Source organism: Streptomyces sp. NPDC026589, assembly GCF_040638385.1.
GTDB lineage: Bacteria > Actinomycetota > Actinomycetes > Streptomycetales > Streptomycetaceae > Streptomyces.
Genome location: NZ_JBEZYG010000016.1, coordinates 55,665 through 77,422, shown reverse-complemented (window position 1 = coordinate 77,422; position 21,758 = coordinate 55,665). Strand labels below are relative to the sequence as shown.

Here is a 21,758-nt window from a genome sequence, read left to right as displayed (position 1 = left end):
GCCCGTCCGCCGCCCCCGTACGGGTGACGGGGAGTCACCTGACGGGAGCGGCGGGAGGTGTCACATGCCGTGGACCGCGGGGACCGTGCCCAGGCGGCCGGCCTGGAAGTCCTCGAAGGCCTGCTTCAGCTCGGCCTGACTGTTCATCACGAACGGTCCGTAGTGCGCCATCGGCTCACGGATCGGGCGGCCGCCGAGGAGGACGACCTCCAGGTCCGGGGTGTTGCCGTCCTGCCGCTCGTCCGCGCGGACGGTCAGCGAGCCGCCGGCGCCGAACACCGCGGTCTGGCCCATCGCGACGGGGCGGCGCTCCGCGCCGGCCGTGCCGCGCCCGGCCAGGACGTAGGCGAGGCCGTTGAAGTCCTCGCGCCACGGCAGGGTCACCTCGGCGCCGGGCCGGACGGTGGCGTGGATCATCGTGATCGGGGTGTGGGTGATGCCGGGGCCCTCGTGGCCGTCGAGCTCACCGGCGATGACCCGGAGCAGCGCACCGCCGTCGGGGGAGGCGAGGAGCTGGACCTCGCCGCCGCGGATGTCCTGGTAGCGCGGGGCCATCATCTTGTCGGCCTTGGGCAGGTTCACCCAGAGCTGGAGGCCGTGGAAGAGCCCGCCGGACATGACGAGCGACTCCGGCGGGGCCTCGATGTGCAGCAGGCCGGACCCGGCGGTCATCCACTGGGTGTCGCCGTTCCCGATGGTGCCGCCGCCACCGTTGGAGTCCTGGTGGATGAAGGTCCCGTCGATCAGGTACGTGACCGTCTCGAAACCGCGGTGCGGGTGCCAGGGGGTGCCCTTCGGCTCGCCCGCGGCGTACTCCACCTCACCCATCTGGTCCATCATGATGAACGGGTCGAGGTGCCGGTAGTTGATCCCCGCGAACGCGCGGCGGACGGGGAAGCCCTCGCCCTCGAAGCCGCTCGGCGCGGTCGTGACGGTGAGCACGGGACGGGCCGCGGCGTCACCCGAAGCGGTCACCTTGGGCAGGGTCAGCGGGTTGTCGACGGTCACTGCGGGCATGGAAGCCACCTCCGGGCGAGTGTTCTGCGATCAATTTAGTTGAATGGTGAACATCCCGCAAGGCGTCATCCATTCCCGGGCGGCCACACCGGTGGGCCCGCCCGTGACCCCGACAGCGAAAAGGGCCCGCGCCGCTTTCGGCACGGACCCACGCCCGAACAACGAAACAGCAGGTCAGCGACCCACTTGAAGGTCACCCCGCCACGAAGGTCACCCCGCCACGTAGGCGCCTACCCGTACATACGGCGCATCGCGAAGTCGACCATCTGCTCGACGGCCTTGGCGTCGAAGACCATCCGGTGATCACCCTCCATGTCCAGGACGAAGCCGTACCCCGTCGGCAGCAGGTCGATCACCTCGGCCCCGGTGATCACGAAGTACTTGGACTCCTTGCCCGCGTACAGCCGCAGCTCCTTCAGCGTGGTGAACATCGGGATCACCGGCTGCTGCGTGTTGTGCAGCGCGAGGAAGCCCGGGTTGTCGCCGCGCGGGCAGTAGACCTTCGACGTGGCGAAGATCTGCTGGAAGTCCTCGGCGGAGAGGGAGCCGGTGGTGAAGGCCCGTACCGCGTCGGCCAGGGAGGGCGGCGACGGTTCGGGATACAGCGGCTGCTCCCCGTAGCCGCCGCCCATCTGACCCATCTGGCCCATCTGACCCATCTGCTGCTGAGCACCAGGGTTCTGGTCGTAGCCGTACATGCTGCAAAGAGTAATCGGACACATCTACGGCTTGAGGGGTTGCGCCTTATTACTGACGGGTAGCATCATCGTAGAGGTCAGCTGATGGACCTACGCCTGCCTGTCGCCCGACCCGCATCACTCCCCGGGGCGCTGTGCGCCACTGCTATTGATTACGGAGCCTTCCCATGGGGCACTACAAGTCGAATCTCCGCGACATCGAGTTCAACCTCTTCGAGGTCCTCGGGCGCGACAAGGTGTACGGCACCGGTCCGTTCGGTGAGATGGACGTCGACACCGCGAAGAGCATCCTGGACGAGGTCGCGCGCCTCGCGGAGAACGAGCTCGCCGAGTCCTACGCGGACGCCGACCGCAACCCGCCGGTCTTCGACCCGGAGACGAAGACCGCCCCGGTCCCGGCGAGCTTCAAGAAGTCGTACCAGGCCTTCATGGACTCCGAGTACTGGCGCCTGGGCCTCCCCGAGGAGATCGGCGGCACCACCTCGCCCCGCTCCCTGATCTGGGGCTACGCGGAGCTGCTGCTCGGCTCGAACCCGGCCGTGTGGATGTACTCCTCCGGCCCGGCGTTCGCCGGCATCCTCTTCGACGAGGGCAACGACGAGCAGAAGAAGATCGCGGAGATCGCCGTCGAGAAGCAGTGGGGCTCGACGATGGTGCTGACCGAGCCGGACGCCGGCTCCGACGTCGGCGCCGGCCGGACGAAGGCCGTGCGGCAGGAGGACGGCTCCTGGCACATCGAGGGTGTGAAGCGCTTCATCACCTCGGGCGAGCACGACATGTCCGAGAACATCATCCACTACGTGCTGGCCCGCCCCGAGGGCGCCGGACCCGGCACCAAGGGCCTCTCGCTCTTCATGGTCCCGAAGTTCCACTTCGACTGGACCACCGGCGAGCTGGGCGAGCGCAACGGCGTCTACGCGACGAACGTCGAGCACAAGATGGGCCTCAAGGCCTCCAACACCTGCGAGATGACCTTCGGCGACCAGCACCCCGCCAAGGGCTGGCTGATCGGCGACAAGCACGACGGCATCCGCCAGATGTTCCGCATCATCGAGTTCGCCCGCATGATGGTCGGCACGAAGGCCATCGCCGCCCTCTCCGCGGGCTACCTGAACGCGCTGGAGTACGCCAAGGAGCGCGTCCAGGGTCCCGACCTGGCGAACTTCATGGACAAGACGGCGCCCAAGGTCACCATCACGCACCACCCCGACGTGCGCCGCTCGCTCATGACGCAGAAGGCGTACGCCGAGGGCATGCGCTCCCTCGTGCTGTACACCGCCTCCGTCCAGGACGCGATCCAGGAGCAGGAGGCCGCGGGCGAGGACGCCAAGGCGCTCAACGGCCTCAACGACCTGCTGCTGCCGATCGTGAAGGGCTACGGCTCCGAGAAGTCCTACGAGCAGCTCGCGCAGTCGCTCCAGACCTTCGGCGGCTCCGGCTACCTCCAGGAGTACCCGGTCGAGCAGTACATCCGGGACGCCAAGATCGACACCCTCTACGAGGGCACCACGGCGATCCAGGGCCAGGACTTCTTCTTCCGGAAGATCGTCCGCGACCAGGGCGCCTCGCTCAACACGCTCTCCGAGGAGATCAAGAAGTTCCTGGCGGGCGCCCACGGCAACGAGGAGCTGGCCCCGGCGCTGGACTCGCTCGCCAAGGCCGCCGTGGACCTGGAGGCGATCGTCGGCACGATGATCACCGACCTCACCGCGACCGGCGAGGACGTCAAGAACATCTACAAGGTGGGCCTCAACACGACCCGCCTGCTGATGGCCTCCGGCGATGTCGTCGTCGGCTACCTGCTGCTCAAGGGCGCGGCCGTGGCGGCCGAGAAGCTGCCGACCGCCTCCGCCAAGGACGTCCCCTTCTACCAGGGCAAGATCGCCGCCGCGAAGTTCTTCGCCGCGAACGTCCTGCCGGGCGTCTCGACCGAGCGCGCGCTCGCCGAGTCGATCGACAACTCCCTGATGGAGCTGGACGAGGCCGCGTTCTAGGGAATCGCTCGCCTGTTTCGTCAACACGCGCCGCCATCCGGAATTCGTTCGGGTGGCGGCGCTGTCGTATCAGCTGGGTACGCTGAGTGCACGGGCCAGGATCCCTTCCATGGGAGGAACCATGACCGCCGAGGCACAGTCCGAAGCGTCGCAGCAGCGGCGCACCAACACCGGGTGGCCGGTCCCGCCACCGGACGGCTACACCGTGGACGATTTCTTCACGCTTGACGACCTCCCGCCGCACACAGAGCTGATCGACGGGAGCCTGGTTTTCGTGAGTCCGCAGCGGAAGTTCCACACGCTGGCGATGTATCTGCTGGAGCAGGGGCTGCGCGTCCATGTCCCCGGCCACCTGCGCGTGCGCCGGGAGATGGCGGTCGTCCTGGGCAAGCGGAGTGTGCCCGAGCCGGATCTGGTGGTGGTGTCGGCGGAGGCGGACGGCGACCAGCTCCAGACGCGCTACCGGGCCGCAGACGTCCTGCTCGCCGTCGAGGTCGTCTCGCCCGATTCCGAGGACCGTGACCGGGACACCAAGCCGCACAAGTACGCGGCGGCGGGCATCAAGCACTTCTGGCTGGTGGAAATGATCGGCGACGGCCACCGTCCCATGGTCATCACCTACGAGCTCGACCCGGTCAACAAGACGTACGTCTCCACCGGCGTCCACCACGACCGGCTCAAGCTCTCCGCCCCGTACGACATCGACATCGACCTGACCACGATCGACGAGCTGTAGGGCCACCGATCTCCCCGGTCACCGGATACCGGACCCCGAGTCCTCGTTACAGTGAAGAACATGAGTTCCCCTCTCCGGTTCGACCGCGCGCACACCGATGACCTGATGTCCTTCCTGGCGGCCAGTCCGTCCCCGTACCACGCCGTGGCGAACGCCGCCTCGCGGCTGGAGGAGGCCGGCTTCCGGCAGGTCGAGGAGACCGCCGCCTGGGACGCGTCGGCCGGCGGGAAGTACGTGCTGCGCGGCGGGGCGATCGTCGCCTGGTACGTGCCGGAGGGCGCCGAGGCGCACACCCCGTTCCGGATCGCCGGGGCGCACACCGACTCCCCGAACCTGCGGGTGAAGCCGCTGCCCGACACCGGGGCGCACGGCTGGCGCCAGATCGCCGTCGAGGTCTACGGCGGCACCCTGCTGAACACCTGGCTCGACCGGGACCTCGGCCTGGCCGGGCGGATCTCGCTGCGGGACGGCACCCACCGGCTGGTCAACATCGACCGGGCGCTGCTGCGGGTGCCGCAGCTGGCCGTGCACCTGGACCGGTCGGCCAACACCGAGGGGCTCAAGCTCGACCGGCAGAAGCACATGCAGCCGATCTGGGGGCTCGGCGAGGTCGAGGAGGGCGACCTGATCCGTTTCGTCGCCGAGGAGGCGGGCGTCGACGCGGAGGACGTCACCGGCTGGGACCTGATGCCGCACGCCATCGAGCCGCCCTCGTACCTGGGCCGGGACCGGGAGCTGGTGGCCGGGCCCCGGATGGACAACCTCCTCTCGGTGCACGCGGCGACCGCCGCCCTGGCCGCCGTCGCCGGGCAGAACGACGCCGACATCCCGTACATCCCGGTGCTCGCCGCCTTCGACCACGAGGAGAACGGCTCCCAGTCGGACACCGGGGCCGACGGGCCGCTGCTGGGCTCGGTGCTGGAGCGCTCGGTGTTCGCGCGCGGCGGCACGTACGAGGACCGCGCCCGCGCCTTCGCCGGCACGGTCTGCCTCTCCTCCGACACCGGCCACGCCGTGCACCCCAACTACGCGGAGCGGCACGACCCGACGCACCACCCGGTCGCCAACGGCGGGCCGATCCTCAAGGTCAACGTCAACATGCGGTACGCCACCGACGGCAGCGGCCGTGCGGTGTTCGCCGCGGCCTGCGAGAAGGCGGGCGTGCCGTGGCAGAGCTTCGTGTCCAACAACGCGATGCCCTGCGGCACCACGATCGGACCGATCACCGCGGCCCGGCACGGCATCCAGACCGTGGACATCGGCGTGGCGATCCTCTCGATGCACAGCGCACGTGAGCTGTGCGGCGCCGACGACCCGTATCTGCTGGCGAACGCGCTCGCCTCGTTCCTCGCGGGCTGACCCGCCCGCCGAACCGCCCTCGCACACATGGTTGTTGCCGGGCCGGGTACGCGACCCGTACACCGGCCCGGACTGACCGGGCGGTCGAGGAGGCGTGATTCATGGGACTCGGAGGATGCATTCTGCTGATCGGCGCGGGCGCGATCCTGGCGTTCGCCACCGACTGGCAGATGGACACCGTCAACGTCGACCTGGTCGGCTGGATCATGATGCTCGTCGGCCTCGTGGGGGTCTTCGTCTACATGAGCATCGCGCGGCGCCGCCGTATGGTCGTGCCGCCCACCACCACCGTCGTATCGGACGACGAACAGCGCTACCGCTGACGGCCCGCACGACGGCGGGCCCGCACCACCGCTGAGGGCCCGCCCCCACCACCGCTGACGGCCCGTGCGACAGTCGGCCCGCGGAGACGGCCGAAAGCCGTCACCGGCTCGGTCGGCTCTGCGCGGGACCTGCGGAATCCCCGATATTCTGGTTCGGATCCCGCGCCCCCACCGTGGGCGCGACGCGCCGGGAAGGGGAGCCGCCCGTGGAGTTCCGGCTGCTCGGCACGGTCTCCGTCGAAACGCTCACCGGGCCCCTGCCACTGGGGCCGGCCAAACGGCGCAGTCTGCTCGCCGCTCTGCTGCTGTCCGCCAACACGCCCGTCTCCATCGGGCGGTTGACGGAATGCCTGTGGGACGACGAGCCGCCGTCCCAGGCCCGTGGCGTCATCCAGGGGCACGTCTCCCGGCTGCGCGCCCTGCTGGCGGGCGCGGACGCGGAGGCCTACGGAGTGGAGCTGGCCACCCTCGGCGACGCGTACGTGCTGCGGGCACCGGAGACGCTGCTGGACTCGCAGCGGTTCGAGGAACTGCTGACGCTGGCACGGGAGCAGCGCGGCCCCGCCGACGCCGCGCTGATGCTCAAGGAGGCCCTGTCCCTGTGGCAGGGCCCCGCGCTCAGCGGGGCGTTCGCCGGCCCGCCGCTCCGGGTGGCCGCGCACTCCCTGGAGGAATCGCGGCTGGCGACGGTCGAACAGCTGTCCCGCGCTTACGGGGCGCTCGGGGAGCACCACCGGGCCGCCGCCCTGCTGACGGCGGAGGCGGCGGCGCATCCGCTGCGCGAGTCGCTGGCCGCGGAGCTGATGCTGGCGCTGTTCCGGGCGGGGCGTCAGTCGGATGCGCTGGACCGTTTCCACCGTACGAGGCGGCTCCTCGCCGACGAGCTGGGCATCGACCCGGGGCACGAGCTCGCCGACGCCTACGCGCTGATCCTGCGCGGCGCTCCCGGGCCGCCCACCGCCACCGCTCCCTCGGAGGCCGCCGTTCCCTCGCCCGGTGACGGGGGCCGGACCGGCGGCGGGGGGCCGCCCGGCGGCGAACCGCACCCCGTCGATCTGCTGCCGCGCGCGCCCCGCGGCTTCCACGGGCGCGCCGCCGAACTGGCCGCGCTCAGCCGGTCGGCGGCGGGCGAGGCGCCCGTCTGTCTGGTCACCGGTCCTGCCGGGGTCGGCAAGACCGCGCTGGCCCTCCAGTGGGCGCACCGCAACCCCGCGCTCTTCCCGGACGGGCGGCTCTTCGCCGATCTGCGCGGGTTCAGCACGGCCGGGGAGCCCGCGCTCATCGATGTCCTGCGGGAGTTCCTGCTCGCGCTCGGCGTCTCCCCGCGCCGCGTTCCGGAGTCCGTGCCGGCCGCCGCCGCCCTGTTCCGGTCGCTGGCCGCCCGGCGGGGGCTGCTGGTGGTCCTGGACAACGCGCGCGACTCCGCCACCGTCAGGACCCTGCTGCCGGGCGGTGCCGACTGCGTCACGCTGGTCACCAGCCGCCACCGGCTGGAGGGGCTGATCGCCTCGGACGCCGCCCGGCCGGTCCCGCTCGACACCCTGGAGACCGACGACGGCACGGCGCTGCTCGCCGGCGTACTGGGGGAGGAGCGGGTCCTCGCCGAACCGGTGGCGGCCCGTCGGCTCTCCGAGCTGTGCGGCGGACTGCCCCTCGCCCTGCGCGTCACCGCGGCCCGCCTGGCGGGACGGCCCGGCTGGACGCTGGCCACGCTCGCCGGGGAACTGGCCGACGAGCGCGGCCGGCTGGCGTATCTCGACGTGGACGACACCGGGGTCGCCGCCGCGCTGCGGCTCACCGTCCAGCAGCTGCCGCCCGGGGCCGTCCACCAGCTCGCGCGGCTCGGACACCATCCGGGCGGCCATTACGACCCGTACGCGGCGGCCGCGCTCGCGGGGACGGACCCGGTCACCGCGCGGGCGGCGCTGGAGCGACTGGCCGCCGCCCACCTCGTCACCGAGACCGCCCCCGGGCGCTGGGTCCTGCACGACCTGGTGCGCCTCTACGCCCGGAGCCTGGACCCGGCGTCCGCGCGCGAGGCCCTGATCGGGGTGCTCGACCACTGCATCGCCACCGCCCTGGCCGCCGCCGACACGGCGGAGCCCGGCGGCGAACCCTGTTTCGTGCTCCCGGAGGACTACCGCCGGCCCAGCGCCGTACAGGACTTCGCCGACCGTGCGGAGGCGATGCGCTGGCTGGCCACCGAGCGCGAGGACCTGGCGCTGACGGCCCTCGCGGCCCGGGAGGCGGGGCTCGACGACCGGGCCTGGCGGATCATTCTGCTCCAGTGGCCGCAGATGGTGTGGCGGGCGCGGGACGGCTGGTCCCCGCTGCTGGAACTGGCCCTGGAGTCGGCACGCGCGGAGAAGGACGCGTACGCGGAGTCGAGGGTGCGCACCCTGCTGGGCTGGGTGCTGACGGAGGAGGGCCGCACCGCCGAGGCCGCCGCGCTGCTGGAGCGCTCGCCCGCGCTCGCCCGGGAGGCCGACGACCCGCTGGGCGAGGCGACGGCGCTGATCAACCTGGCGGTCGTCCAGGCCGAACTGGGCGAACTGCCCACCGCGCTGGAGAACTGCGCGCGCGCCGCCGAACTGGCCCGCCGGGAGGGCGACCGGCACACGGAGACGCTCGCGCTCCAGCACCTCGCCCGGATGCACCTCACCGCGCACCGCCCCGAGGAGGCCCTCTCCTGTGCCCGGGCCGCGCTCGATCTGGGACCCGAGCACGAGGAGGCGGCGCGCCGCTCCCTGCTGCTGGCCGTCTGCGGCGAGGCCCGGCTGGCGCTGGGCGACGAGGAGGACGGCGTACGGCTGCTGGACCGGGCCGCACAGGAGGCGGAGCGGGACGGCTACGACGAGGGGGCCGTACGGGCCCTGGAGGCGCTGCTGCGGGTGTCCGCGCGGGCGGAGTTCCGGCGGCGGCACGACGAGGCGCTGCGACGGCTCGCCGAGGAGAGCTGAGCGGAATCCCGGCCCTGGGGGCCCGAGCGGAGTTCCGGCCCTGGGGCCCGACGTCAGCAGGACGTCAGTGGGACAGCAGCGCTACGTGAGCGGCGGCGGGCAGAGTCGTTCCCGTAAGCCGCTCACGGGCGAGCGTCTTGACCGGGCGTCCGCCTCACCGTCACCTCGGGGGAACCTCCATGCGCACCTTCCGCGACCGCACCACCGTCCTGGCCGCCGCGACCACGGCCGCTCTCGCTCTCACGCTCACCGCCTGCGGTGACGACGGCACCGGCACCCGGTCGGAGGGCCCGGCGACCGTCGGCTCCGCGACCGTCGCCGCGTCGGCCGCCGAGGCCGGGAAGACCGGCGACGACGCGGCGGAGTCAGGCACCACGGGCTCCACCGGCGGGGGCACCGGTACCGCGCAGGCCGCGGGCACCACCCAGAGCTCCGACGGCTCCGGAACCACCGGCGGCACGTCCGCCAAGGACTCCGCCCCCAAGGCCTCCACCCCCCTGTGCACGGCGAAGGGGCTGACGATCACCGCCGAGCGCCAGGACGGCCCGCCGTACACCCACCTCACACTGAGCGCGAAGAACACCTCCGGCGCCGGCTGCGAGATGAAGGAGTACCCGCACATCCACTTCCTGGACAACGCGCGGGGCATCGTCCCGCCCGTCGCCAAGAGCAAGCCGGAGGCCCCGGTGATCCTGGAGCCCGGTCAGTCGGCCCATGTCGCGGTGCGTATGTCCGAGGGCGGCCGGAAGGAGAGCACCGAGACGGTGAAGGAGTTCACGGTCACGCTGAAGGCCAACGGCGGCGGCATGGCGGTCGTGCGGTCCCCCGCCCCCGAGGGCCTCTCCGTCAACCCGCAGAAGTGGGCCACGGGCTACTGGACCACCGAGCTGCGCAACGGCGCCGACGACTTCTAGGCGGCCCGGGCGGGCCACCCGGACCCCAGAGGCGGCCGGAATGGCGGCCGTCTGGGGGACTGCCTCAGCCCTGCTCGTCCATGCCCGCCAGCACCAGCGGCAGCCGGGGCGTTCCCTCGGCGGTCACGCGGACGGGGACGCCCCAGTCCTGTTGGTGCACATGGCAGGCCGGGTACTCGTTGGCCGGGTCGTCGTCGCAGGACGCCGCCATGGCGGAGACGTGCAGCACGCCCTCGGTGACCCCGTCCGCGAGGACCAGGTCGCGCCCGAGGTCCGTCCCCGCGCCGGAGCCCTCCGCCAGCAGCTCGGGCGGGGTCGCGGAGACCAGCAGCCGGGTCGAGGGGCCGTAGCGGGTGTCCAGCTTCTGGCCCGCGGGCGCCTGGAAGACGACGTCGAGGCGGAGGGTGCCCGGGGCGATCTCGGTCGCGGCCCGCTGGGTGCGGTGCGCCTGGTCGGTGACCCGGACCGCCTCCTCCGGCAGCCGGAGCCGGGTCAGCCGGTGGCGGGCCGACTCGACGACGACCAGATCGCCGTCGACCAGCACCGCGTCGCTGGGCTCGCGGACGTCGGTGGCCAGGGTGGTGACCTCGCCGGAGGCCGGGTCGTACCGGCGCAGGGCGTGGTTGTACGTGTCGCTGATCGCGACGGACCCGTCGGGCAGCGCGGTCACGCCGAGCGGGTGCTGGAGGAGCGCCTGGTCGGCGGCCCCGTCGCGGTGGCCGAAGTCGAAGAGGCCGGTGCCGACGGCGGTGCGGACGTGCTGGTCACGGTCGACCCAGCGCAGCGAGGAGGTCTCCGAGTCGGCGACCCAGAGCCGCTCCCCGTCGGCGGAGACGGCGAGTCCGGACGGCTGGGCGAACCAGGCCTCGGCGGCCGGCCCGTCGACCAGGCCCTCGTTGGTGGTCCCGGCGGCGACGCGTACGGTCGCGCTCTCCGGGTCGTACGTCCACAGCTGGTGCACGCCCGCCATGGCGATCCACAGCCGGTCGCCGAACCAGGCGACGTCCCACGGCGAGGAGAGGTCCACCTCGCGCGCCGGACCGCTGGTCGCCGTCCCCTGCCACCACTGGCGGCCGGTCCCGGCGAGGGTGCTGGTCACGCCGGTCGCGAGGTCCAGGGCGCGGAGGGCGTGGTTGACCGTGTCCGCGACGGCGACCCGGCCGTCGGGGAGCACGGCGAGCCCCTGCGGTTCGCTGAACCGGGCCTCGTCCGGGCCGCCGTCGCGCAGACTGCGTTCGCCCGTGCCGAAGTGGCGGCGCACGGTCTCGCCGTCGGCGTCCAGCTCGACGAGGCGGTGCCGGGTGGTGTCGGAGACCAGGAAGCCCCCGTCCGGCAGGAGCAGCGCCTTGCCGGGGAAGCGCAGATGCGTGGCGACGGGCTCGGGCGCCACGTAGGGGCCGTCACCGCGGCGGAGCGTGCCCTTGGCCCCGTGCTCGGCCTCCAGCTCCTCGACGAGCTTCTCGATGGCGTGCGCGTGGCCCTCGCCCGCGTGCTGGGCGACGACGTAGCCCTCGGGGTCGATCACGACGAGCGTCGGCCAGGCGCGTACGGCGTACTGCTTCCAGGTGGCCAGCTCGGGGTCGTCGAGGACGGGGTGGTGGACCTCGTAGCGCTCGACGGCGTCGACGACGGCCTGATGCTCGGCCTCGTGGACGAACTTCGGCGAGTGGACGCCGATGATCACCACGGTGTCGCGGTGCTTCTCCTCCAGCTCGCGCAGCTCGTCCAGGACGTGCAGACAGTTCACACAGCAGAACGTCCAGAAGTCGAGGATGACGATGCGTCCCCGCAGGTCAGCGAGGGTGTACTGCCGGTCGCCTGTATTGAGCCAGCCGCCCTTGCCGATGAGTTCGGGGGCGCGGACGCGTGCACGTGATGCCATGCCACCAGTCAACACCGTGACCGCCTGCACGCATTCCGCAGGACCCCGGGGGAACCTGTGACGCATGAGACTTCTCGTACGTGAGCGGCTGTTCGCCATCGGCGACGACTACTGGATCGAGGACGACGGAGGCCGCAAGGTCTTCCTGGTCGACGGCAAGGCGATGCGGCTGCGCGACACCTTCGAGCTGAAGGACGCCGACGGCCGGATCCTGGTCGAGCTGCGGCAGAAGCTGGTCAGCCTGCGCGACACGATGCTCATCGAGCGGGGCGGCGAGGAGCTGGCCAAGGTCAGGCGCAAGCGGCTGTCGCTGCTCCGCAACCACTACCGGGTGACGTTGGTGGACGGCACGGAGCTGGACGTCAGCGGCAGGATCCTGGACCGCGAGTTCGCCATCGAGTACGACGGCGAGCTGCTGGCCCAGATCTCGCGCCGCTGGCTGACCCTCCGGGACACGTACGGCATCGACGTCGTCCGGGACGACGCCGACACCGCGCTGCTCATCGCGGTGGCGATGTGCGTGATCGTGCTGTCGGACAAGGAGAACGAGGACTGAGCGCCTGTCCTGCGCGCGGGAGTTCGTTGTTTCACGTGAAACAACGGGCACGGGCCGTAAGGACTCCGAGGGCCGGGGGCGGGGGTGCTCATCCCGCCTGTCGCGCGGCGGCCCGCCGGTCCGCCTGGACGAAGGCGGCCGCCGTGAGGGCGACGGTGGCCGCGAAGGAAACCGCGAGCGTGGGGTTGAGCCAGGAGGGGACGACCCGACTGGTGAACTCCCCGCCGTCGGTGGTGCGGCACAGGATGTGCACCGGGAGGTAGCTCACCTCGTGCGTCTCCACGTGAGCGCCTTCCGGCACGTTGGGCGCGTACACGCACTGGTGCATGGGCGTCGAGTTCGTTCCCGACCCGACCTCGCTGACCGTGAAGCCCACGAGGAGGAGGCCGAAGAGGTAGAGGACGACCGTGACCGAGGCGGCGAAGACCGCCGTGCCACGGAGCAACGTCGATGCGGCGACGCCCTGTTCAGCCATGGCGCTCACTGTAGACAGGGCGTCCCGGCCGCCCGCGCCGGGCACCCGCGTCGAGCACCCGCGTCGAGCACCCGCGTCGGCCACCCGCGCGCGCCGGGCAGCCCTCAGAACGGCGGCGCGAGCCCCAGTCGGCGGTCCTTCAGCGCCGGGAACTGCTCCCGGGTCTCGTGCACCTTCGCCGGGTCCAGCTCGACGGTCAGGACCTCCTCGTCCGCGCCCGCCTGGGCCAGCACCTCCCCCCACGGGTCGACGACGATGCTGTGCCCGGCCTGCTGGATGTCGCCGTGGGTGCCGGCCGTCCCGACGGCGAGCACGTACGCCTGGTTCTCCACGGCACGGGCCTGCGCCAGGAGCGTCCAGTGGGAGCGGCGGCGCTCGGGCCAGCCCGCCGCGACGACCAGCGTCTCGGCGCCCGCGTCGACGAGCCCCCGGAACTGCTCGGGGAAGCGCAGGTCGTAACAGGTGGCGAGGCCCAGGGTGGTGTCGGGCAGGGCGACGGTCACCAGCTCCTCGCCCGCGCCCATCATCACCGCCTCGCCCTTGTCGAAGCCGAAGCGGTGGATCTTGCGGTAGACGGCCGTGCGCTCGCCCTGGGGCGAGAAGACCAGGCTGGTGTTGTAAAGGGTGCCGTCGTCCGCCCGTTCGACGAAGGAGCCGGCGTGCAGCCAGGTCCCGGCCTCGACGGCGGCCTTCACCATCACCTCGTGCGTGGGGCCCTCCAGCGGCTCGGCCTCCGCCTCGAAGGCGGTGTAGGCGAACGCCCCGACCGGCCACAGCTCAGGAAGAACCACCAGGTCAGCGCCGCGCTGGGCGACTACCAACGAGGCCGCTCGCGCCCTTCGGGCATCGACGGATTCGTCCGGGTCCACTGCGATCTGGATGAGAGAGGCGCGCACACTACCACCGTCCTGGCATTCGAGCCGTCAACACGGGCCTACGATCGTCACACGAAAGCACTGCCGGGGTGCCTGCTTGCAGCGTAACTTGGACCCATCGTCGGTGGGTCCGGCGGTCGAACCTCCCACGCAGCTCGCCGACAGCGCCGTCAGTGCCAGCCCGCCCGCCAGCACTCCTGCTCTCCAGCCCATGCACCGCAGAACCGCACGAGGGGTCCCGTGACCGTCCATCCCAGCCTCCAGCCCTACACCGACGCCGCGACCCACTCCATCGAGGCGATAGCCGAGCTGGTGAAGCCCCTCCCCGAGGGCGAGTGGAACCGCCGAACGCCCTGCCCGGGATGGTCGGTGCGCGACATCGTGTCGCACGTCATCGGCATGGAGTGCGAGATGCTCGGCGATCCCCGGCCGATCCACACCCTGCCGCGCGACCTCTACCACGTGCAGAGCGACTTCGCCCGCTACATGGAGATGCAGGTCGACGTCCGGCGGCACCACACCTCCCCGGAGATCACCTCCGAGCTGGAGTACGTCCTCATCCGCCGGGCCCGCCAGATCCGCAACGAGTCGCGCAGCCCCGAGACCAAGGTCCGCGCGCCGCTGGGCGCCGAGCAGACCCTCGAAACAGCGCTGAACCTGCGGGCCTTCGACGTCTGGGTGCACGAACAGGACCTGCGCGCCACGCTCGGGCAGCCCGGCAACCTGGACTCCCCCGGCGCACTGATCACCCGCGACATGCTGCTCGCCGGGCTGCCGAAGGTGGTGGCCAAGAAGGCCGGCGCCCCCGCGAACTCGGCGGTCGTCTTCGACGTGCACGGGCCGGTGGAGTTCCTGCGGACGGTACGGGTCGACGCGGAGGGCCGCGGTTCCGTGGACGGCGCGCCCTCGCTCGGCCCCGCCGTGACCCTGTCGGTGGACTGGGAGACGTACGTCCGGCTCGCCTGCGGCCGGGTCCGCCACACGGCCGTCGCCGACCGGATCAAGGTCGAGGGCGACCAGGAGCTGGGCACCGCGATCCTGGACAACTTCGCCGTGACCCCGTGACCCTGTGATCTCGTGATCTCGTGATCTCGTGATCTCGTGATCTCGTGATCTCGTGATCTCGTAGCACCGCCCCTGGCGCCCCGGCGGCGCCCGTCCCGGACCATGGGCGACGGGCGCGCCGCCGAGCGCGAAGGAGACGGCTAAGCCGGTACGTGCACGGCCTCGACGCGGCTCACCACGTGGTGCTCGCGTTCCCTGAGCGCCGCCCGGCGGCGCAGCCGCAGGATCTGGGTGACGCCGAGCGCCTCCAGGACGAAGACCGAGGCGAACGCGGCGCGGTAGTTGTCGCCCGTGGCGTCCAGCAGGACCCCGACGGCGAACAGGGTGGTCATCGAGGCGATGAACCCGCCCATATTGACGATTCCGGAGGCGGTGCCCTGACGCTCGGGCGGATTGGCCGGCCGGGCGAAGTCGAAGCCGACCATCGAGGCCGGTCCGCAGGCGCCGAGCACCACGCACAGGACGACCAGCAGCCACATCGGCGTGTGGTCGGCCGGGTAGAAGATCGCGGACGCCCAGAGCAGGGCCGTCGTGGCCACCGTGCCCAGCGCGATGGGCACCCGTGCCTCGTGGTGGCGGGCGATGATCTGCCCGTAGACGAGCCCCACCACCATGTTGGACAGCACCACCAGGGTGAGCAGTGTGCCCGCCGTGGCCCGGCTCAGCCCCTGCGCCTCGACCAGGAACGGCATCCCCCACAGCAGCAGGAACACCATCGCCGGGAACTGGGTGGTGAAGTGCACCCACATCCCGAGCCGGGTCCCCGGCTCCCGCCAGGCGGCGGCGATCTGCCGGCGGACGTACGCGGCCCCGGCGTGCTCGGCGGGCGGCGGCTCGTGGCCCTCGGGGTGGTCCTTGAGGAACAGCAGGAGCGGCACCAGCACCAGGACACCGGCCAGCGAGCTGCCGACGAACGTCGCGGTCCAGCCGTAGCTGTGCAGCGCCCGCGCGATGAACAGCGTCGAGACGAGGTTGCCCGCCATCCCGAACAGCGCCGCGACCTGACCGATCAGCGGTCCGCGCCGGGCCGGGAACCAGCGGCTGCCGAGCCGCAGCACGCTGATGAACGTCATCGCGTCACCGCAGCCGAGCAGCGCGCGGGCCGCCAGCGCCATGCCGTACGACGGGGAGAGCGCGAAGCCGATCTGCCCGACGGTGAAGAGAACGGCCCCGATGGTAAGGACCTTCTTGGTGCCGAGCCGGTCGACCATCAGGCCGACGGGTATCTGCATGCCCGCGTAGACGAGGAGCTGGAGGATCGAGAACGTGGACAGCGCCGAGGCGTTGACGTCGAACCGGTCGGCGGCGTCGAGTCCGGCGACGCCCAGGCTCGTACGGAAGATGATCGCGACGAAGTAGACGGCGACACCGATGCCCCAGATCCAGCCGGCACGCCGGCCGCCGGGCGGGTCACCGGGCAGCGAGAGCGTGGGGGCGGCCGAACTCACCGGTCCTCACCCCGCACCAGCACCCGCACCCGGCCGACATGACGGCGCACGACCAGGGCCGCCCCTTCGGCGTCCCCGGCGCGGATCGCGTCCAGCAGCTCACCGTGCTCGGTGATGTTGGCCTCGATCCTGCCCGGGTGGGCCTCCATCACCGCGACGCCCATCCGCAGCTGACGGTCGCGCAGCTGGTCGTAGAGGCGGGAGAGGATCTCGTTGCCGGCGTTCTTCACGATCTCGGCGTGGAAACAGCGGTCCTTGACCGCCACGGCGGCCAGGTCCCCGGCCTCCGCCAACTGCCGCTGCTCCTCCAGGAGCTGTTCCAGCCGGGCGATCAACTGCGGAGACGCGGGCACCGCCTTGCGCGCGGCGAACTCCTCGACCAGCAGCCGGGTCTCCACCACGTCCTTGATCTCCTGCGCGGAGACGGCCAGGACGAGCGCGCCCTTCTTCGGGTAGAGCTTGATCAGCCCCTCCACCTCCAGCCGCAGCAGCGCCTCGCGCACCGGCGTCCGCGAGACGCCGACCGCGTCCGCGAGATCCCCTTCGGTGAGCAGGGTCCCGCCCTCGTAGCGGCGGTCGAGGACGGCTTCCTTGATGTGGGTGTAGACGCGCTCGGCGGCGGGCGGGCGCTTGAGGGAGGCGGTCGGCGGCTGTACGGGGGCGGAGGGTGCGGCAGGCATGCGCACAGCATAGATACAACATGCACGCATGTCGGCCCCCGTCCGGATTCTGGACCGGCGTGCGGCTGCCCGCGCCGCGCCCCTTGCGTTACGTTGAGCGGGTGACAGGTCACGCCATCGAAGAGGTACGTCTCACCGCTTTCAAGAGCTTCCACGGCGCGGTGCTTCCGCTGGCGCCCCTCACCGTCCTCATCGGGCGCAACAGCAGCGGCAAGTCGAACGCGCTGGACGGGCTGGAGGTCCTCTCCCGGCTGGCGCGCGGCGACGACATCACCGAGGCCCTGGAGAGCCGGTACAGCGGGTCGGGTCCGGTGCGGGGCGGACTGGGCGGGTGCGTGCCGCACGGCTCGGACCGGTTCGTGCTGGGTTGCACCGTCGGCACGGAGTACGGGCCCATCACGCTCGATGTGACGATTCAGGTGGACCCAGAGGTCCAGATCATCGAGGAACGGCTCACCGGTCCGACCGCGAGCGGCACACGCCCTCTCCTCGTGAGCGGAGAACCGATCCCGCACCGCGCGGACATCGACGCCTCCTGGCACAACGGGAAGCGGGGCCGGAACCCGAGCGCCTCATTCCGGAGCACCCGGCTGTTGACTTCGCAGCTGCCCCTGCGCGTTCCTGGTGACAGCGATGGCGAGATCGACACCCTGCTGGCGGCCGATACCCTGCTGGACGCACTCAGCGGAGCCTTCCACCTCGATCCCGTACCCCACCTGATGCGGCAGTACGTACCGGCCCGCGACTTTCGCCTCCGCAGAACGGCAGAGAACCTCTCCGCTGCGATCGGCAACATCAAACGGCACGACGAGGAGACTTTCGAGAGCCTCGTCGGCCTCCTCCGAGGCTTGGCCGATCACGATATCGAGCGGCTGGCCGTCACCAGGTCGGAGCTCGGTGACGTCATGCTCGCGCTCGACGAGGGGCCGCTGGGGCTCACTCCCGCCCGCGAGATGAGTGACGGCATGCTCAGGTTTCTCGCGGTCACGACTTCGCTGCTGACCGGTGGGGACGGGCTGGATCTGGGACCCGCGCCGGAGGGCGACTATCTACGGTCACTCACTCTGGTCATCGAGGAGCTGGAGAACGGGCTGCACCCCTCCCAAGCGGCGGAAGTCCTGCGGCTCGTCCGTGGAGCGGCGGCCGAGAGCACGACGCGTGTCCTCATCACCACGCACAGTCCGGCCCTGCTCTCCGCCCTCAGTGGCGACGATCACCAAGGCGTCATCGTCTGCTCTCGGGACCGGAAGACGGGTGCCAGCCTCCTGACGAGGCTCACCGAGCTGGACGGCTACGCCACGGCGATGGGAGCGGGCCCGCTGGGTGACGTGGTGACCCGCGGCCGGCTGGTGCGGGAAGAACGCGGCAAACAGGACTACGCCGAGTTCGACCGACTCCTCGGGATCGGGTGAGCCCGTGGCTCGGGGGGTGGAGTTCGTCGACACGTCGATCCTGTGCAATCTCCTGGAGGTCCCCGGCAAGTGTCAGGACCGCAAGCGGGTCATCGACGAGCTGAAGAGGAAACGTGATCGCCGGGACACGGACCTCCTGCTGCCGGTGACCGCGATCATCGAGACGGGCAACCACATCGCCCAGGTCTCCGATGGCCGTGCGCGTCGCTCCTGCGCGGAGCGGCTCAGCGCGGTCCTGACCACCGTCATCGAGGGCACAGCGCCCTGGGCGCTCAACGAGGTCGAGTGGGACGCTGCCCATCTCCGGGCCCTGGTGGACGGCGGCAGCACCGGAAGCAGCCTGATCGAGCACGCCTGCAACAAGCTCGGCTGCGGCGACCTCAACATCCTCATCGAGCGGGACCGGTATCTCGCCCGTACGTCCGGGGTACGGGCCACGATCTGGACGCTCGACGAACTCCTCTCCTCCTACGCCTGACCCAGCGCCTACGGCAACGCCCTGAGGCCCATGGTCAAGCCTGCGCAAATTCACCCGATCAGTAACACATCCATTGCCCGCTCTCAGGAGTCTCACCTCCGAGCGGCACCCTTATGTGGCCGCATATCAGGGGCATTTGGAGCGTTCAGTTGAATATCGGCATCAAGCGCATCAATCGCGTCACCGTCACGGCCACCGTGACGCTCACCGCCGGTGCGGTGCTCGCGGGCAGCGCCTTCGCCTCCACGGCGCACGCCGCCACGCCGCCGACTCCGAAGATCGTCGCCAAGGGCGGCTTCGTGATGAACAACGGCACCGGCAAGACCCTCTTCACCAAGTCCGCGGACACCCGGCGTGCCACGGGCTCCACCACCAAGATCATGACGGCGCTGGTGGTCCTGTCGCAGAAGAACGTGAACCTGAAATCCAAGGTCACGGTCCAGAAGGCGTACAGCGACTACATCGTCAAGAAGAACGCCTCGTCCGCCCGGCTCATCGTCGGCGACAAGCCCACCGTGGGCCAGCTCCTCTACGGCCTGATGCTCCCCTCCGGCTGCGACGCCGCGTACGCCCTGGCCGACAAGTTCGGCTCCGGCAAGACCCGTGCGGCCCGCGTGAAGTCGTTCATCGGCAAGATGAACGCCACGGCGAAGAGCCTCAAGCTGAAGAACACCCGCTTCGACTCGTTCGACGGCATAGGGGGCGGCAACAACTACTCGACCCCGCGTGACCTGACGAAGATCGCCAGCAAGGCGATGAAGAACTCCACGTTCCGCTCGATCGTCAAGACCAAGTCGACAAAGCAGAAGGTGACCACGAAGAGCGGTGGCTACCGCTACATGTCGTGGAGCAACACCAACAAGCTGCTCAGCAGCTACAGCGGTGCCGTCGGCGTCAAGACCGGCTCCGGCCCGACCGCCAAGTACTGCCTGGTCTTCGCCGCGACCCGCAAGGGCAAGACGGTCATCGGCACAGTGCTCACGTCGTCCTCCGAGGCGAACCGCACCGCCGACGCGAAGAAGCTGATGGACTACGGGTTCAAGAAGTAGCCCGCACGTACGCGTTGTACGGCGAAGGGGCCCGGCCCGCACGGTGTGTGCGGGCCGGGCCCCTTCGCCCGTTCCTACGGCTTACGGCTGCCGGCGGCGCAGGTCGGCCGTGAAGGCGTCCCAGGCTGCGGGAGCGAGGGTGAGGACCGGGCCGCCGAGGCGCTTGGAGTCGCGGACGGCGACGGTACGGGGGATGTTGCGGGCGACCTCGACGCACTCGCCGTTCGGCTCGCTGTAGCTGGACTTCTCGAAGCGGAACTCGCTCACTCGTTCATCCCCTTGGCGATGCTTTCCATGAATCGCGATGAGTCGTACGGCGACAGACTCGTAGTGCACGTTCGCGCGAACAGATCAGTGTAGGCCGCGCTCTCTTCAGCACCCTCGACCCAATTGGTCGAGCGCAGACCATCCATGTGCACCACGTCGAGCGCGCCCGACTCGGCAAACGAGAGGATGTTGAAGGGCCCGCCACCGCACGAGTGCACTCCCGCCCGAAACGGCAGGACCTGCACGTCGATGTTGGGCTGCTCTGCCAACTCCCGCAAGTGCTCCAGCTGCTGGCGCATGACCTGCGGGCCACCGATCATCTGGCGCAAAGCGCCCTCCCAGATCACAGCGTGAATGTTCAGAGGCTCGTCTCCCTGCACCCGCCGCTGGCGCTGTAGTCGTACGTCCACCAGTTTCTCGATTTCGGAGATCCGGTCAGGCGAGACGGCGGCGACCGACAGTGCACGCATGTAATCGGGCGTCTGGAAAAGGCCTGGAATCAGAGCAAGCTGCCAGGTCCGCAGCCTCAGGGCCACATCTTCCATGGCGATGTACTCGCGCAGACTCCCTTGCGTCAGCGAGGTGACCCACCAGCCTTTCGCCTTGCGGCGCTCCCGGTCCAACCGGGCGACTTCCAGCAGCCGCCCGACCTGGTCCGGGTCCTCCAAGCCGTAGAAGTCGCAGAGGGCCCGGATGTCCGGATCCCTCATGGGAACCCAGCCCTGTTCCATCTTCACGATCTTCGAGTTGGTCGCGCTGATGACCTGGGCGGCCTGCTGCTGCGTCTTCCCGGACCCGTCCCGCAGGCGCAGCAGCTCGCTACCGAGTCTGCGCCCCAGGACAGTTGACGAACGGTTTCCTTGCGGTGTCGCTGGATTCACGGCTCCAGTGTCCCGCCTCCCGGGGCGAGCCGTCGACCGCCGCCACTCGTTGGAGACAATTGTCTCCGTTTCACTTGCATCGCCTCCTGAAGGGCCAATACTTTCGGTACTCCGCCACTTGCACAGCGGAACCGATACGGCGGAAGAGCACCGCCCTGCCCACCGCAGCAGCGACATCGCCACCGCCCACCCCACCCGGAGGCACGCACTCATGTCCGCAGCCCAGGAGACCCCCGTACCTGCAATCACCCCCACCCCCCTCCTCCGCGAGGACCGCGTCGACTACACGCCCACCGCGCACAGCGTCGTCCGCAGCCGGCACCGCGCAGCCCGGCTCGTCCTCCAGTGGGGGCACCCCGCGCTCGCCGGTGACGCGGCGCTCCTGGTGAGTGAGTTGGCCACCAACGCGTTGCTGCACGGGGCGATCCGGGGGCGGCTCTTCCGGGTCCACCTCGCCCTCACCGCGAGCGCACTCCGTATCGCCGTCAGCGATCCGCGCGGGGAACGGCTGCCCAGCGTCCGGCGGCCCGACGCCGACGACTGCTACGGGCGCGGGCTCCTCATCGTCGCGCAGCTCGCCGACGACTGGGGCGTCGAGCCGCGCACGGTGGGGAAGACCGTGTACGCCGAACTCGCCGTGCGAGCCGTGCGGTGAGGGCCGGGCATGCCGGTGGGCCCGTACGGAGAAA

The 21,758-nt window shown here is 70.7% G+C and carries 21 protein-coding genes; 12 read left to right on the top strand and 9 right to left on the bottom strand.

Features of this window, described 5'->3' with window-relative positions; genetic code table 11:
- Positions 1-60 precede the first annotated feature (60 nt).
- Together AB0F29_RS26370 and AB0F29_RS26365 are read right to left on the bottom strand one after the other, a co-directional pair.
- Positions 61-1,017 (bottom strand): pirin family protein, encoded by a 957-nt coding sequence (locus AB0F29_RS26370; protein WP_361876562.1) that lies wholly within the window; start codon positions 1,015-1,017, stop codon positions 61-63.
- A 230-nt stretch (positions 1,018-1,247) separates the two neighbouring features.
- A complete protein-coding gene (locus AB0F29_RS26365; protein WP_007447855.1) occupies positions 1,248-1,715 on the bottom strand; it encodes an SseB family protein in 468 nt (155 codons plus the stop codon).
- 167 nt (positions 1,716-1,882) lie between these two features.
- Between AB0F29_RS26365 and AB0F29_RS26360 the strand changes: the two genes are divergently transcribed.
- The 6 genes from AB0F29_RS26360 to AB0F29_RS26335 all read left to right on the top strand — a co-directional run bounded on the left by AB0F29_RS26360 (position 1,883) and on the right by AB0F29_RS26335 (position 10,001).
- Entirely contained in the window at positions 1,883-3,709 is a 1,827-nt protein-coding gene (locus tag AB0F29_RS26360; protein ID WP_018957230.1) for an acyl-CoA dehydrogenase, read from the top strand.
- A gap of 109 nt (positions 3,710-3,818) precedes the next feature.
- On the top strand, positions 3,819-4,445 hold the full coding sequence (locus AB0F29_RS26355; protein WP_361876557.1) for a Uma2 family endonuclease: 627 nt from the start codon (positions 3,819-3,821) through the stop codon (positions 4,443-4,445).
- Between the two features lie 60 nt (positions 4,446-4,505).
- Positions 4,506-5,804 (top strand): M18 family aminopeptidase, encoded by a 1,299-nt coding sequence (locus tag AB0F29_RS26350; RefSeq protein ID WP_361876556.1) that lies wholly within the window; start codon positions 4,506-4,508, stop codon positions 5,802-5,804.
- Between the two features lie 101 nt (positions 5,805-5,905).
- Entirely contained in the window at positions 5,906-6,127 is a 222-nt protein-coding gene (locus tag AB0F29_RS26345; RefSeq protein WP_361876553.1) for a DUF6458 family protein, read from the top strand.
- Positions 6,128-6,333: 206 nt separating this feature from the next.
- Positions 6,334-9,087, top strand: a complete 2,754-nt coding sequence (locus AB0F29_RS26340; RefSeq protein WP_361876550.1) for a BTAD domain-containing putative transcriptional regulator — start codon at positions 6,334-6,336, stop codon at positions 9,085-9,087.
- Between the two features lie 179 nt (positions 9,088-9,266).
- Positions 9,267-10,001, top strand: coding sequence for a DUF4232 domain-containing protein (locus tag AB0F29_RS26335; RefSeq protein WP_361876548.1), 735 nt, complete (start codon positions 9,267-9,269; stop codon positions 9,999-10,001).
- 64 nt (positions 10,002-10,065) lie between these two features.
- On the opposite strand, the gene AB0F29_RS26330 is transcribed toward AB0F29_RS26335, so the two are convergent.
- A complete protein-coding gene (locus tag AB0F29_RS26330; RefSeq protein ID WP_361876545.1) occupies positions 10,066-11,883 on the bottom strand; it encodes a thioredoxin-like domain-containing protein in 1,818 nt (605 codons plus the stop codon).
- A gap of 64 nt (positions 11,884-11,947) precedes the next feature.
- On the opposite strand from AB0F29_RS26330, the gene AB0F29_RS26325 reads away from it, so the two are divergent.
- Positions 11,948-12,439 (top strand): LURP-one-related family protein, encoded by a 492-nt coding sequence (locus AB0F29_RS26325; protein ID WP_361876542.1) that lies wholly within the window; start codon positions 11,948-11,950, stop codon positions 12,437-12,439.
- Between the two features lie 88 nt (positions 12,440-12,527).
- Here AB0F29_RS26325 and AB0F29_RS26320 read toward each other — a convergent pair whose 3' ends face one another.
- Both AB0F29_RS26320 and AB0F29_RS26315 read right to left on the bottom strand, forming a co-directional pair.
- The gene (locus AB0F29_RS26320; protein ID WP_361876539.1) at positions 12,528-12,914 is read right to left on the bottom strand and encodes a hypothetical protein; all 387 of its coding nucleotides are present in this window, start codon (positions 12,912-12,914) and stop codon (positions 12,528-12,530) included.
- 104 nt (positions 12,915-13,018) lie between these two features.
- Positions 13,019-13,810 (bottom strand): carbon-nitrogen family hydrolase, encoded by a 792-nt coding sequence (locus AB0F29_RS26315; RefSeq protein ID WP_361876536.1) that lies wholly within the window; start codon positions 13,808-13,810, stop codon positions 13,019-13,021.
- A 219-nt stretch (positions 13,811-14,029) separates the two neighbouring features.
- On the opposite strand from AB0F29_RS26315, the gene AB0F29_RS26310 reads away from it, so the two are divergent.
- A complete protein-coding gene (locus AB0F29_RS26310) occupies positions 14,030-14,854 on the top strand; it encodes a maleylpyruvate isomerase family mycothiol-dependent enzyme (protein ID WP_361876533.1) in 825 nt (274 codons plus the stop codon).
- A gap of 140 nt (positions 14,855-14,994) precedes the next feature.
- Here AB0F29_RS26310 and AB0F29_RS26305 read toward each other — a convergent pair whose 3' ends face one another.
- Entirely contained in the window at positions 14,995-16,302 is a 1,308-nt protein-coding gene (locus AB0F29_RS26305; protein ID WP_361876531.1) for an MFS transporter, read from the bottom strand.
- The gene (locus AB0F29_RS26300) at positions 16,299-16,982 is read right to left on the bottom strand and encodes a GntR family transcriptional regulator (RefSeq protein ID WP_361876528.1); all 684 of its coding nucleotides are present in this window, start codon (positions 16,980-16,982) and stop codon (positions 16,299-16,301) included. Before AB0F29_RS26300 ends, AB0F29_RS26305 begins: the two co-directional genes overlap by 4 nt.
- Positions 16,983-17,083: 101 nt before the next feature.
- On the opposite strand from AB0F29_RS26300, the gene AB0F29_RS26295 reads away from it, so the two are divergent.
- From AB0F29_RS26295 to AB0F29_RS26285, 3 genes are all read left to right on the top strand, one after another.
- The gene (locus AB0F29_RS26295; RefSeq protein WP_361876526.1) at positions 17,084-18,394 is read left to right on the top strand and encodes an AAA family ATPase; all 1,311 of its coding nucleotides are present in this window, start codon (positions 17,084-17,086) and stop codon (positions 18,392-18,394) included.
- Positions 18,395-18,398: 4 nt separating this feature from the next.
- Complete coding sequence (locus AB0F29_RS26290; RefSeq protein WP_361876523.1) at positions 18,399-18,872, top strand: hypothetical protein; 474 nt, start codon at positions 18,399-18,401, stop codon at positions 18,870-18,872.
- A gap of 149 nt (positions 18,873-19,021) precedes the next feature.
- Positions 19,022-19,921, top strand: coding sequence for a D-alanyl-D-alanine carboxypeptidase (locus AB0F29_RS26285; protein ID WP_018957246.1), 900 nt, complete (start codon positions 19,022-19,024; stop codon positions 19,919-19,921).
- Between the two features lie 81 nt (positions 19,922-20,002).
- Here the strand turns inward: AB0F29_RS26285 and AB0F29_RS26280 are convergent, their stop codons facing one another.
- Positions 20,003-20,188, bottom strand: a complete 186-nt coding sequence (locus AB0F29_RS26280; protein ID WP_361876520.1) for a DUF397 domain-containing protein — start codon at positions 20,186-20,188, stop codon at positions 20,003-20,005.
- A complete protein-coding gene (locus AB0F29_RS26275) occupies positions 20,185-21,069 on the bottom strand; it encodes a helix-turn-helix transcriptional regulator (protein ID WP_361876517.1) in 885 nt (294 codons plus the stop codon). Before AB0F29_RS26275 ends, AB0F29_RS26280 begins: the two co-directional genes overlap by 4 nt.
- A 211-nt stretch (positions 21,070-21,280) precedes the next feature.
- Between AB0F29_RS26275 and AB0F29_RS26270 the strand changes: the two genes are divergently transcribed.
- Positions 21,281-21,724: an ATP-binding protein gene (locus AB0F29_RS26270; RefSeq protein ID WP_361876514.1), complete on the top strand. Its 444-nt coding sequence runs from the start codon at positions 21,281-21,283 to the stop codon at positions 21,722-21,724.
- Positions 21,725-21,758 lie beyond the last annotated feature (34 nt).

Bases quoted from the DNA above. Each gene is read 5' to 3' on its own strand.
- AB0F29_RS26345 (WP_361876553.1), top strand. From the start codon at position 5,906: ATGGGACTCGGAGGATGCATTCTGCTGATCGGCGCGGGCGCGATCCTG.
- AB0F29_RS26300 (WP_361876528.1), bottom strand. From the start codon at position 16,982: ATGCCTGCCGCACCCTCCGCCCCCGTACAGCCGCCGACCGCCTCCCTC.
- AB0F29_RS26325 (WP_361876542.1), top strand. From the start codon at position 11,948: ATGAGACTTCTCGTACGTGAGCGGCTGTTCGCCATCGGCGACGACTAC.
- AB0F29_RS26350 (WP_361876556.1), top strand. From the start codon at position 4,506: ATGAGTTCCCCTCTCCGGTTCGACCGCGCGCACACCGATGACCTGATG.
- AB0F29_RS26360 (WP_018957230.1), top strand. From the start codon at position 1,883: ATGGGGCACTACAAGTCGAATCTCCGCGACATCGAGTTCAACCTCTTC.
- AB0F29_RS26335 (WP_361876548.1), top strand. From the start codon at position 9,267: ATGCGCACCTTCCGCGACCGCACCACCGTCCTGGCCGCCGCGACCACG.
- AB0F29_RS26365 (WP_007447855.1), bottom strand. From the start codon at position 1,715: ATGTACGGCTACGACCAGAACCCTGGTGCTCAGCAGCAGATGGGTCAG.
- AB0F29_RS26370 (WP_361876562.1), bottom strand. From the start codon at position 1,017: ATGCCCGCAGTGACCGTCGACAACCCGCTGACCCTGCCCAAGGTGACC.
- AB0F29_RS26270 (WP_361876514.1), top strand. From the start codon at position 21,281: ATGTCCGCAGCCCAGGAGACCCCCGTACCTGCAATCACCCCCACCCCC.
- AB0F29_RS26320 (WP_361876539.1), bottom strand. From the start codon at position 12,914: ATGGCTGAACAGGGCGTCGCCGCATCGACGTTGCTCCGTGGCACGGCG.
- AB0F29_RS26355 (WP_361876557.1), top strand. From the start codon at position 3,819: ATGGGAGGAACCATGACCGCCGAGGCACAGTCCGAAGCGTCGCAGCAG.
- AB0F29_RS26330 (WP_361876545.1), bottom strand. From the start codon at position 11,883: ATGGCATCACGTGCACGCGTCCGCGCCCCCGAACTCATCGGCAAGGGC.